We start from the raw sequence: 12,345 nt of genomic DNA, 5'->3' as shown, positions 1-12,345 counted from the left end.
TTTGTTCCATTTATGCGTCGATTGTATATATTTGACGAATAATTGGAACAGTCATTTGAACTGCAAACTGATCACCATACGGATTGAAGACCTTTTGCAACTGCTGGGAAGGCTGACCACCAAGAGCAGGGATGTCCACTGAAGGAATCAGCCTATGACCGAACACGTCGGCTCACTTCCTTTTGATGTGTTTGGTGCGAAACCCGGTGGTCAGGGTCGTGCTGCCATCGGTGGTCTTGACCTTGTAGGCCCCAAACCATCGGCACATGGGAGCAATTGCTCGTCTTCTAGGCTCTTTCTCCAGGGAGGGGTGGAGTGCCACTTTCAAGATATCTCTCGCTACAGAGCTTGGAAGATGCCTAGCTCCTAGTACTATCCTGAGATAACGGAAAGACACATTGCACACTGGAAAAGGTATAGCTGTTACGACATCGGTTTTCATGTCGTTGGATGTGGAGACTCTGACGTGACTGACGTTGTTCCAGCTCTCAGGCGCAGCCAGATGATGTCGGGCATCCGCAGCCGGAACACTGTGCCTGAAATCAGGGTAAGGCGGCTTCTGCATCGGCAGGGCTATCGCTTCCGACTTCACCGTGGCGACCTACCTGGTACCCCGGACATCGTCTTGCCAAGTCGGCGGATAGCCATATTCGTCCATGGCTGTTTCTGGCATTTGCACCAGGGTTGCCGACTGGCCCGGGTGCCGGGGACGCGCGAGGATTTCTGGCGCGCCAAGCTGACCAGAAATCGCGAAAGGGATGAGGCAGCCATTGCGAAGCTGCGGGCCTTGGGGTGGCGGGTGCTGGTGGTCTGGGAGTGCTACCTGCGGGGCAGCAAGGACGACGCGGAGCTGGCCGGTGCACTGTCAATGTGGGTCGAAGCTTGCGATTCGTATGGAGAGCTTTCGGAGGCATCCTCCGCAGGTGATTGTTGATGGAGGCACGGGAGGACCGGTGCTGGACGGGAGCATGATGACATTCAAGGTCGTTGACCTTTTTGCGGGGCCGGGTGGTCTGGGGGAGGGCTTCGCAGCCTATGGCGATGGTGACAAGTTCGGGATCGTGCTTTCGGCCGAGATGGAAGAGAGTGCCCACAGGACTCTCACGCTTCGCAGCTTCTTCCGCCGTATCCAAGGGGACGAGGCCGCGCTCTCGGCTTACTACAACTTCTGCCACTCTGAAGATGCACCGCACCCCTCTAGGGTGGCGAAGTCTGCCTGGAACGATGCGACCAGTGAGGCGCACAGACTTACCCTTGGTGAGGCTGAACACAATCGCCAGCTGGATGAGCTGCTGGACAAAGCAAAGCTTCGCGCAGACGAAACGGTGCTGATTGGAGGTCCTCCCTGTCAGGCGTACTCGCTGGTGGGTCGGGCAAGGAACAAGGGCAATGAGGACTATGTGGCGGAGGATGACCACCGCCACTTTCTCTACCTCGAGTACTTGCGAATCGTGCGCAAGACGCAACCCGCTGTCTTCGTGATGGAGAACGTGAAAGGTATCCTGTCGGCTAAGGTGGGGGGCCGCCACGTGTTTCAGGACATTCTGAGAGACCTGTCCGACCCCGGCGAGGCGCTGGGAATTCCTGGCGGGGCGAAGTACACCATCCACTCGCTTGTGGCTCCCATCTCTTTCCGGCAAGGAGATGACCCTGCAGCCATCGATGTGAACTCGTTCATCATCGAATCGGAGCGTTTTGGAATACCGCAGGCTCGGCATCGGGTCATCCTGCTAGGGGTTCGCGAGGACCTGCCTTACGACGGGGGGAAATTCCTTAAACCGGGCAGCGCCCTGTCCGTGGACATCGCCATCGGTTCTTTGCCCCAGTTGCGCAGTCGCCTGAGCCGGGGAGACAGTGACAGCGACTGGCGCGACGAGGTCAAGAAGCATGCGGAGCGACTGATTAAGGACGCCAGCAAGAAAGACATGGAGTTGCTCGTTTTCGAGATGCAGGCTGCTTGCGCGAAAGTCGGCACGGTTCTTGAAACCGGGGGACTCCGGTATAGCCACCAAGCGGAAAAGAAGGGCCTCACAGCTTTTCATCGGTGGGTGCAGGACCCGAGGCTGGAGGTTTGGCTGAATTCAGAAACTCGTTCACACATGTCGAGCGACCTCGCGCGCTACTTTTACACGGCAGCATATGGTCGAGCCAATGGTCGTACGCCCAAGGGGCATCTGGAGTTCGCGCTCAAGGGGCTGGCTCCTGACCATGCGAACTGGGAGAGCGGGAAGTTCGTGGATCGCTTCCGGGTTCAGCTCAAGGACTTACCGAGCACAACAGTGACCAGCCACATTGCCAAGGACGGGCACTACTTCATTCACCCTGACCCCGTGCAGTGCCGCAGCTTTACAGTTCGGGAGGCCGCCAGGTTGCAGACTTTTCCAGACAACTACTTTTTTCAGGGAAACCGTACGCAGCAGTTTCACCAAGTTGGAAACGCAGTGCCCTCGTTGCTGGCGAACAAGATTGCGCATGTGGTCTACAGCATCCTGACAGGAAAGACCCAGCAGCCAACGAGGGCGCGCAGCAAGGAACCGGCAACGGTCTGAAGATGTGGAGCGACCGTGGAAGGCGGTTCCGCTGCCCGTCACCTGACCTCGGGTATGCCGGTCTTCGGTGCGGAGTACGTTGCTTCGAGCACGGCGTCCTTACACTCCGCTTTTTTGGCCCATTCAGAAATCATCCGACCATTCGCAGTCGCTTGCAGGCGCGTGTTGACCTCTTCGGCCCAGACTCTGAGTTGCTGTGAAAGCTCCGGCGAGATTCCCTGTTTCAGCCACACGCGCTCAAGGTCCATTTTTTCGCCTAGCTGTCGGGAAAGAACCGACACCAAATACGCAGCCACGTTGGCCTTGAATGCCGGAAACATCGGACGGATGAGTTTCTCCATGTCCCGGTAAAGCCTCGCCTTGGCAATCATGGCCTTGTAGTCCTCCACTCCAGGTAGCCAGCCGTCCTGGCACAGCTCGGCAACGCGCTCCATAAAGCGGTCGAAGTTCTTCTGCGACCCAAGGCTGACCACGTCTGGCTGCTGTTCCCAGGCCATCAGGTACTTCGCGAGGTCGGTCTTTGTGATTTTTCTGGAGACCGGCATTTCGTCCTTCAATGCCTTGAGGCGCGCGGGGGTTGTGCCCATTCGGGTGAGCAGCGTGTTGTAGCTGCCCGCTGCGCGCTCGTAGAACCATCGGGAGACGCCGTCCGGGCAATAGACCGACATCGAGAGTCGTTCAACTTCGACATGGAACGGCTTGTTGGCCGAGAGGTCCGATTGTTTTACGGCGTTCTGGCTGTTGGCGAAGCGGGAAATGTCGGAAATCAGTGCCTCTTCATCTGCGGGGTCCTGCTGATTCATGACGATGATTTTGGCCGGGACCCTGACCTTGCTGAGGTCGACTTCGGGATACCTGCGCTTGGTGAAGAAAATGGACGCTGTGGTCTGTCCTCCGTTGACTATCTGAAGTCCCTTGAGCCAGGAGATTCCGGTGGAGCCGTCTTCGGCTTTTCCAAGATGCACCTCGTCCGCAACCACCACGATGCCATTGTTGTAGGCCATGAAGCGGCTGGGCTCGTTGCGAAGCGTGCTCTGGATGCCGGCGTTGACCCCTTTGCCTTTGTTACTCAGGAACGAGCGGACGTTGGCTTCCAGCAATCGCGCTCCAAACTTCTCGTACAGCACCCTCAAGACCTCCCCGGGCATTGCGGTGAGGGCGTAGCCGTAGTCCTCCTTGCTGCCTGGAACGAAGATGCAGGGCAGGGCGGTACCGGCCAGTTCCCTGAAGTCCGCCATGAGCTCGTCGCGGGGTTTCCCCTCTGACAGGTGTCGATGCAGGCGCTCAATGTCCATGACTTCGAGGTGGACCAGCTTGCCGCCGATTTCTCGAGCCGCAAACTGCCTCGACTTGGCCACTCGGTCGGTAAGGACGAAGATGCGTATCTGGTCCAGGTCCTTGTAGATGGAGTGAATCGTTTCGCCTATCGAGCTGGCGTCGTGCGACGGGTCCAGCGTGTCGACAGCCTTTCCTTCGGCACACAGGCGAAGGAAGCGGAGGCATTGTTCCGCTGCATTCTTTGTATCGTTGTCCGCAATGGAAGAGACAACACCAGCTCCGTCATAGAGGCTGACGAACAGGTCGACCTGGTCACCGTCATCAGAGACGGCATATCCGCTGAGTCGCAGGATGCCATTGCCTACCTTGCCCTTGTAGTAGCACGAGACCGGCTCGAAGGTCATGCCGACTTCCGACATGTGCTTCATCACGATTTCGGAGAAGACAGTTTCCTCGAAGGGGGAGCCGTCCACCATCTGTGCACGGACCTGGGCCTGTGTTTCCTGTAAGAACTCCTGCAGTGTCATTTCGATTTCATCCCTAGTTTCATAAGTGCCTGCTCCAGCGACAGGCGAGTATCGTTGTTGCGGTCGAGGTCGATGCTGTAGCTCGCGGCGGTCACACCTGCGGGCACATTCCCCACGGTAAGTCGCGGGAAGTTGCCAGTGACCTCGCGTACACGAAGCTCGGCAAGCTCGAAGCGCCTGCTGTATTGCGAAGCGTGTCCGTCATAGTGACCTGCATCGAGCAGCAGCCGGTCAAATTTGGCCGCTGCAACAGGAGCCTCTCTGAGTCGCTCCCTCGTCTGGGCGACCAGCGAAGGGAGGTTGAAGCCCTCCGAATTCAACCGCAACTTCACGCCCGCCAGGAACAGGGGTTGACGGATGTGGTCGTCCAGCTGCTGCAGGGACCCCACCCGTGCCGGGAAACCGGTCTGGGACACGGTTGCCTTGACCTCGACGGCCCCCATGCCAAGTTCGAAGTCCTGCTCCCCATCAAGTGGGCCTTTCCAGGCGTCAATCGCCGTGCTGTACCCCAGACCTTCGTCCAGCAGTCCGTTGAGGACGGTCAGTTCTCCGATGAGACCTACCTCTCGTTCCGGACCAAGGGCGGTCACGCCCTTTCTCATGAACTCCTGCCAGGCGCGCACACGTTCGATGAACAGCCTCATCTGGGTTTGCCGGTCTGTCTGGTTTGCGGCGTCAAGCAGGCCCACTACATCACAAACCATCGCAACAAACAGGTCGAACTGACCGGACTCGCTACGCGTCATGGCAAGCCACGTCCAGCCGTCATCCATTGGCACCCGTTCGACGAAAAAGCCTTGCCCATCGGGCAGCTTCTCGGAGGCGGGCAGCAGCGCCTGGTCGAACCCAGCCAACACCGCCTCCTGCCCTGCTGGGTGCTTTCGTCCGGCGCGAATGGCACATCCAGCTGACGGTGCTGTCACGGGAATCGTTCGCCAGCCACTCTCGGCTCCAGACGGAGGCAGCGATTGCCAGGCAAGCAGAAACTCTTCACTCGCTCGCGCCATATTCGCTCCAGTACTTGTGGTCCACCAGATATTCAACCTTCACACCTGCATTGCTTACCGGGAAGCACACACCGATGCCAATGGCAGGTGTGGTCCTGGATAGGAGCTCGGGGTTCTGGCTTTCCGACTTTGATGGGTCGAGTGGGTACAGCAGAAGGAGGCCCCGGTCGCGGGCAGGAAGGACCCCTGCAGCACCTTCACCTTTTATCTTTCGGATGGAGGGGCCGCTTGGCGAATCTGGTTGCTTGACATCCCCGTCCTGAGGAACCGCTGCATCAGTCTTGACCTTTTTGGCGCGGGTGTGAGCAAGCGCGGCCTCCCAGGCAGGGAAAGACATGTCGATGGCTTCGTCTCTGGGGGACAGCAGCCGTCCGAACGAATACCTGTCCAGTTTTTCGGTGTTGGTCGTTCTGGTCAGCATGCTCTCGAGCAGGAGACCTCCATGGAAGGTTGCCGGATTGCCACCAGAGCCTCCGGCCAGATACACCGTCCAGGAGGTGAGTTCGCCTTTGCCAGCCATGTCTTTGATGAATTGCGACAACAGCTTGCTGTTCACTTTGTGCGATTCGGGACGGGTCAGGTAGCCATCGAAAAATTCGGCAATGTGGTCGACCGGTATCGACTCCCAAAGCCATCCTTTGTGCTGTTGCTTCAACTCACCGCGGTCAAGCGGGAAGACGGGTCCTTTTACTGGTGCACCCATTCTTTCAATCAGCCGGTTGGTGGTTTCCAGGTTTTTGTTCAGAACCTTGGTCTCGGTGTGGAGCGAGACGGTCTCAAGGACCTCGCCGCTGAAGGAAAGCAGCAGAGGCTTGGATGTCCGCATCTTCAGCGGTGACGTGACCAGCATGACCGGGTGGGACTGGACCTTCAGTCCGTAGTCCATCGGCGTGGCACCACGCTCTGCCATGTCGTCGAACTCGGCACGCAGTTCTTCCGATGCGTCCGCGATGTGACCAAACCATTCCACCAGGTCGTGAGTCGTGTACAGGCGGCAGAGGTCGACATATCCGGGCCTGTAGCCGAACCACCTTCCCATCTGCATCAGCGTGTCGTACATCTTGGTGGTCCGGACGAAGTAGCTGGTGCAAAGACCTTCGAGCGTCAGACCCCGGGACAGCTTGTCGCCACCGACTGCGATGACCTTGAGCCCGTGGCTGGTTTGTTGCGCGTAGTCGAGTGCGTCTTTTGCAGAGCCGTTGATCATTCGGACTGCGATGTCCTCCAGCACATCGGGCAGTTTGTCTGCGATGTCCTTCCATGAAAGGGGAGGATAGGGACCATCGGTGTCCGCCGACAATGCGCTCACCGCCTGTGTGGTGGGAGCGAAGTCTGTTTCCCAGAGCTCCTGCAGCTCAATGATGAGAGACGGGTCTGTACCTCGGGTGACGCCTTGCTTGAGCTTTCTGAGTGCATTCTCGACCTGGGCGGTGACGTGTTTCTGGACCTGCACCAGACGCGTAACGTGCACCAGCATGGATGAATGCTCGTTCCCCTGACCCCTCAGCTCGCGCGCTGCACAGGCAAGTGCAAAGGCCTGTATAGCTTTTCTAAGCGAAGTCGGAACGGCTTCTTGCCCGTTGAACAGCGGCACATGTTCCTTGCTGTGCTTTACCGGCATCCAGCCGCCAGGCGTCTCCTTGTTGATGTGGTCATCAATGGGGCGCATCAGGGGCAAACCTTCGGTACGACCCTCGGGGGTGGACAGTCCAAATATCTTCGCGGGACCGACATAGTTCGATGGCGCAGCGAGATTGATGATGAAGGCTTTCGGGTAAAGGTCTGGACCTTCGTCCTTAGTTTCTCCCTGTCGATGGATGAAGATGTTCGCGAACGGTGTTGCCGTGTAGCCGACGTAGGCCTTGCGCTCGAAGGCGTGGAGGATTTTTCGAATCAGGCTGTTGATGGTTTTTGGCTGATGTTCTTCATCGGGGTTTCCGTTGTCGTCAATCACCTGTTCGCCTGTATCGACCGAAGCGTTGTCGGCTTCATCGTCAATGACCAGCAAGGGCAGCTTGGTGACCAGTCTGCGCTTCGTGTCCTTGTCTACCGTGTCGGCAACGTGGTTCTGAATCCATTTGAGCAGTTGAGTCAGAACGGTCTTCTGCTTTTTGACCACGAACAGCCAGGGGCGCTCTTCGGGCGAGATGGCGAAATGGGCTGCAACGGCCTGTCTGAAATCTCCGTTGTCGGCTCGTGTGGTTGCGCAGTGCGGATGGATGGACGGGTCACTGTCTATTTCAGCAACGCCTATGGGTTTGCCAGGGTCCCGACTTGCGGAAGTCTCGTAGCCAAGAAATCCTTCTTCAAGTCGAATCTGCGTCTGCGCTCTCAGGTTGTTGTGTAGTCCTGCCAGAACGATGATGATCTTGTAACCGGCATCTGCCGCTTTGCAGACAAGTCCGGTATAGCTGGCAGTCTTCCCCGATTGCACATGCCCGACGACCAAACCCCGCCGGTCCCACACGCCTTTGCGTACCGGGTCTTCCAGCCTGCCCAGTATGTTGTCGGTCGATTCGTCGAGTGCGCCTACAACCTCGACGGACATCTTCTTTTCAAGAAACGTCTGATATCGCTGCCAATACCGCCAGTCCTTTTTCCTGGCCGCGTTCAACCATTGAATGTGTCCCTCGTCATCCTGGAGGGACGCATCCTTGCCAATCCAGTGGCTAAAGCGGCGAACGAGTTCTTGTATGGCGCGGTCGACGTCAAAGGGCTCATCTGAGTCCCCACCTAGCATTCCTGCCGCCAGTATTACCTTGTCCTTGATGACCAAGGGGGTGATGTCCCCCTTTTCCTTCTGCTTTCTTAGCAGCGTCTGGGCCACCGTCACCACATCTGTGAACTGTTTTTCTTTGTCGTTCATATGTCCTCCCGTTCAGCTCAAATCTGCTATTGAGACCCCGATGTACCGAGCGCATTGACCATGGCCGGAAAGTTTTGAAAGGGATCTGTTGCCATGAGCATCCGCTTGGCAGACTCTTCACTCATCCCTCTTCTTCCGACCATGTCCTCAAAGAGCGTGCCCACTACCTCCAGAATCTCCGCAGAAGGCACACCCTCGTAGCGGTTCTTCGGGGGCGCTTTGTGTTCAGCGGTATCCAGCCAGATGCGCTGCACGGGAACCGTTGCCTCGATGACACTGAGCATGGCCTTGATAGCCGGGAGTAATTCACCTGAACGGTCTAGGACACTGGAAATGGCCGGGTGGTCAAGGTCTATGCGGTAACGAACGCCGTCCTTGAGGTGCTCCGAGCGCCATGCCTGTCCTATTGGCTTGTCGCCAGGCTGGGTGCCCGGTGAGCCTCTGTGCACGAAAACCCTTCGTGCACGGTCGCGTGTGTCTTCCGCCAGACGGGTGAGCCAGGGGCGAAGTGACACCGGAGGGCGTGCGGTCGACTTGCGGATGTCGATTTTCCAGTCCGCGTCCGCTGTGTTTGGTACGTCCAGTTGAATCCGGGCAAGTCGCAAAGACTCTTCGCGGGTCCAGCCTTTGCCGGAGCCTAGACCCAGCCATCCCCCGGCCACGAGGAGGCGCCTGTTGCGGTACACGTAGAAACCCTGTTGGGCGTTCCAGCCAGTCGGACCGGCAGCCTGTTCGAACTCCTTGGTCGTCATTCGGTCTTTGTAGGGCAATACATGGCATTCGACAGAAATCTCGCCGGCATGTGTGTGCGTGCGTGCTATGGGAGATGCCCAGGCTTTGGCTGGGTGTCCTGTCATAAACGGGTCCCACGGACTGACTGCGCGCCCGTTGAGTTTGAGAGCGAAAGCTGGAGCACTGCCCTCCAGCAATCGATGGAAGACCATTGCCAGGTGGGCCTCGACCCGGTCTATCAGCTGGTTGAAATCGTCCAGTGTGAAACCAGCGGTGACCACCCGGTCGAGCGTCTCCCACAAGACGAGTGTCCCGGGGCGGTCCCCCGGGAGTGCGGCAAGCAAGTTCTCAGAACCTTCTGCTGGGCCCTCATATAGGAGCCACCCGGCGTCAGGCGCGTTGGCCAGGGCATCGAGGTCCCATCGGAGACAGGACGTTGTACCGTCTTTTGCCGATGCGACAGTGAGTCGCCGGCACTGTGAAAGCGACGCAGTCTTGAGCCCCATCCCGAATCGGCCAAGGTCCCACGCCGCACGTGTCACGAGGGGGTTTTTGTCCCCCAGTCTCATGGCGCTTTCAAGCTCGCCATCGGTCATTCCAATGCCATCGTCCACCACTGAAATCCAGCTTCCGGTACCGGCCCATGTGAACTGGATTTCTACCTGCGTAGCGCCTGAAGAAATGCTGTTGTCGACGATGTCGGCGAGTGCGCTGCCTGTTGTGTACCCAAGCCCCCGCATCGACTCAAGCAGGGCGCCTGCCCGGGGAGGGGCATTTCTGGTCTTGGTCATACGTAGTAGCCGTGTCCCGGTTTGAATCTGAAACCCGCTTCGAGCAACTCGGCTGCGATTTCTTTCTCTTGCTTCGAATTCCTCTGAGCAAGCATAACCAGTGTTTCGTACCGGCCTGACTCAAGGTATGTCATGACTTTTATGCCGATTGCCTTGGCCGCGTAAAGCAATTCCAGTTGCCGCTCGGTGAAAGCGTTTGAGCTTTGAGTCGACCTGTTTTCGTTTCCCGTCGAGCGGTCAGTTTTGTCGACCCTATTTGGTTCCGGACTCGGACTTGAACCCGTGGGTGGTACAGGCCCATTGGTCGTGACATGTGCTCCGGCGTCGCTCCTGGATGCCGCAAGCATGTTGCTTGCACTTAACGGGAAATCTGATCCATCGGGCACCATCTCGTCAGAGCTCGTCGCAGCCCTTAGGTGACTGCGCACGAGCTTTATAGCCTTGGTTTCAATCTGACGTATCCGTTCACGGGTCAAGCTGTAGCGTCGGCCGATTTCGTCAAGTGTCAGGTCCTCACCGATACCAATGCCGTACCGCATTCGCAGCACCTTTTCGGCCATCTTCCCCCCGCGCTTTGAGCCAAGGTGTTGCAGAAGTTCTTCAGCCCTGTCGACGCTCTCCTTCCGTGCAGCGTTCTCCAGCGGGTCTGCTTCGTCTGGTTCGGGCAACCAGGGGTTTGATTCCATGACATCGAGGGGAAGAGGCTCGGACATGGTTCTTAGGTAGCTTTCAGCCTTCAGTTCGGTCAGTCCGAGGCGGTCGGCAAGCCAGCAAATTGGTGGAGATTGGCCGTGTTCGTCGTGATGTTGCCGAATGAGTCTCTTCATTTCCCACGTCTTTTCCACCCCATGTAGTGGCAGGCGTATCAACCGGGCATGGTCTGGAGCCGCGCGGGATATTTGCTGGCGTATCCACCATGTGGCCATGGTCGAGAATTTGTAACCCCTTCGCCAGTCGAATTTGTCAACAGCCCGTATCAACCCGATGTGGCCTTCCTGCAAGAGGTCTGCGAAATCTGCCCCCGTGCCCAGATACCGCTTGACCAATGGCACTACCAATTTCAAGTTCGACCGGACAAGAAGGTCTCTTGACTCCAGGAACCTAGTGATGTGGGCGGTGAACTCTCTTGCCTCGGCCTGTTTTTTATCCCCTTTGTCAAGCGAGCAAAGAAGCGTTCCAGATAGACGCATCTCGTCCAGGACTGCGCGGACTTTGGTCGTGGACTGGGCACCACCTGTCGGCAATGCTGTCAAATGCCTGAGCAAGGCTTCCTGACGCGCGAACTCATCTAGCTCGTCTGCCGCCTGAGGTGCTTCCAAATCTGAGTCATCGTCCTCGCCGGGGACAGGGGCTGGGATTTGCCAAAGATGAGAGGGGGAAAGAGGCTCCCCTGCTTCGGGTTCAGGTACGTGTAGTTCGTCGGTATCGACGTTCCGGTTTTTCTGGACCCGCTTCAGTGGGAGTCTTCCGGACGTGACCTCTTCGCACTTCCGTAGCAAGGCTTCCAACCCTTCCGGCCACCGGGATAGAGCGTCGAGGGCGCATTCCAGTGCCTGTTCCATGGCTTTGGCAACTTCGACTTCTTCCTCATGAGGCAGCGGCTGGAGGTCATATGCATGCTTGGCAAAAATGCGCCCGGGGTCGTTTCTGGGTTGCAGAAGTCCCTCCAGATACTGGAGTGCCTCGTCCAGCGTTGACGACTCAATATCGGTTGCGTTTATTGGCGGAGCAACCCGGGAGTCTTCGAAGACGCCAAGGAACTCGAACCGTTCATCCAATTCGGCGCCAAGGTCCTCAATCACCTGGCTTGTCAGTCGCCTTACGTTTTCAGAAGTCGCCGGCTCTTCTTCCAGAAGGGACTCAAGCGAGACGGAAGGGACGCTGCCCTCTCGAAGGCAGCGAAGTATGACCACTCGCAGGCCTTCTGCGAGCGATCCCGAAAGGGCTTCTGACTGCAGCCTTTCTGGCAGATAGACAGATACTTCATCCCAGGGTATCGCCATAGGGTCGAACGGGATGTGGGCGCTGATAGAGGCCTGGGTTTGGCTTGTTTGACTGAGCAGCACCTCGTCATCTTTTGGGGGCTCAGATTCGGTCACGGGCTCCCATTCAGCCGAGGCCACCTCTTCCTCTGCAAAGACCCATGGGGTCGAATGCGCCACAGAGCTGAAGTCTCGATTGCAATCCGGCGAATCTTTTGAATCCTGACCAACCGCGGACTCTGGGACCGCCTGGACTAGCGTCCGCTCAAGCTCAGCGAGCATTCGGCAGGTATCGGCGGCACCTGCCTGTTCAGCCAAATGGAGTGCCGTCAACCCATTTTTATCCTGCAAGTCAGGGTTGGCGCCGGCTTGTAGAAGCAACGAGCACGCTTCCAGATGGTTCCTGCGGGCAGCAATCATCAGCGCTGTCTGCCCACTGAAGTCACGTTCGTCTAACGGATCCTTTCGCTCAATATGAAGCCGGATGGACGATGCCACCCCATGCATGGCCGCAAGCCTGAGCGCCGGGTTCAGCGATGAAGAACTACGCACCAAAATGCTGGTGCTGTCACCGTCATGCTGTGCGGAAAATTTGTCGTCCCTTAGCACCCTG

General features: G+C 57.7%; 7 protein-coding genes. 2 read left to right on the top strand and 5 right to left on the bottom strand.

The features are described 5' to 3' along the window. The first annotated feature begins 466 nt into the window (after positions 1-466). Both HTA01S_RS24820 and HTA01S_RS16285 read left to right on the top strand, forming a co-directional pair. Positions 467-934 carry a very short patch repair endonuclease gene (locus tag HTA01S_RS24820; protein ID WP_084236164.1) on the top strand — a complete coding sequence of 156 codons (468 nt, stop codon included), beginning with the start codon at positions 467-469 and terminating at the stop codon, positions 932-934. Between the two features lie 34 nt (positions 935-968). Then, the gene (locus HTA01S_RS16285) at positions 969-2,549 is read left to right on the top strand and encodes a DNA cytosine methyltransferase (RefSeq protein ID WP_068173806.1); all 1,581 of its coding nucleotides are present in this window, start codon (positions 969-971) and stop codon (positions 2,547-2,549) included. Between the two features lie 38 nt (positions 2,550-2,587). On the opposite strand, the gene HTA01S_RS16280 is transcribed toward HTA01S_RS16285, so the two are convergent. The 5 genes from HTA01S_RS16280 to HTA01S_RS16260 are packed head-to-tail and all read right to left on the bottom strand — an operon-like array spanning position 2,588 to position 12,341. Next, positions 2,588-4,354, bottom strand: coding sequence for an AIPR family protein (locus HTA01S_RS16280; protein WP_068173774.1), 1,767 nt, complete (start codon positions 4,352-4,354; stop codon positions 2,588-2,590). Further along, entirely contained in the window at positions 4,351-5,361 is a 1,011-nt protein-coding gene (locus tag HTA01S_RS16275; protein WP_068173772.1) for a PD-(D/E)XK motif protein, read from the bottom strand. Before HTA01S_RS16275 ends, HTA01S_RS16280 begins: the two co-directional genes overlap by 4 nt. Continuing rightward, on the bottom strand, positions 5,345-8,227 hold the full coding sequence (locus HTA01S_RS16270; RefSeq protein WP_068173770.1) for a Z1 domain-containing protein: 2,883 nt from the start codon (positions 8,225-8,227) through the stop codon (positions 5,345-5,347). Before HTA01S_RS16270 ends, HTA01S_RS16275 begins: the two co-directional genes overlap by 17 nt. A gap of 26 nt (positions 8,228-8,253) precedes the next feature. Continuing rightward, positions 8,254-9,750 (bottom strand): ATP-binding protein, encoded by a 1,497-nt coding sequence (locus tag HTA01S_RS16265; protein WP_068173767.1) that lies wholly within the window; start codon positions 9,748-9,750, stop codon positions 8,254-8,256. Further along, a complete protein-coding gene (locus tag HTA01S_RS16260; RefSeq protein ID WP_157572141.1) occupies positions 9,747-12,341 on the bottom strand; it encodes a sigma-70 family RNA polymerase sigma factor in 2,595 nt (864 codons plus the stop codon). Before HTA01S_RS16260 ends, HTA01S_RS16265 begins: the two co-directional genes overlap by 4 nt. Between the last annotated feature and the right edge of the window lie 4 nt (positions 12,342-12,345).

The sequence above is a fragment of the Hydrogenophaga taeniospiralis CCUG 15921 genome (assembly GCF_001592305.1).
In the GTDB taxonomy this organism is placed as follows: Bacteria; Pseudomonadota; Gammaproteobacteria; order Burkholderiales; family Burkholderiaceae_C; genus Hydrogenophaga; species Hydrogenophaga taeniospiralis.
This window is presented reverse-complemented; position numbering and strand designations above follow the sequence as displayed.

Bases quoted from the DNA above. Each gene is read 5' to 3' on its own strand.
- HTA01S_RS16285 (WP_068173806.1), top strand. From the start codon at position 969: ATGATGACATTCAAGGTCGTTGACCTTTTTGCGGGGCCGGGTGGTCTG.
- HTA01S_RS16275 (WP_068173772.1), bottom strand. From the start codon at position 5,361: ATGGCGCGAGCGAGTGAAGAGTTTCTGCTTGCCTGGCAATCGCTGCCT.
- HTA01S_RS16270 (WP_068173770.1), bottom strand. From the start codon at position 8,227: ATGAACGACAAAGAAAAACAGTTCACAGATGTGGTGACGGTGGCCCAG.
- HTA01S_RS16265 (WP_068173767.1), bottom strand. From the start codon at position 9,750: ATGACCAAGACCAGAAATGCCCCTCCCCGGGCAGGCGCCCTGCTTGAG.
- HTA01S_RS16280 (WP_068173774.1), bottom strand. From the start codon at position 4,354: ATGACACTGCAGGAGTTCTTACAGGAAACACAGGCCCAGGTCCGTGCA.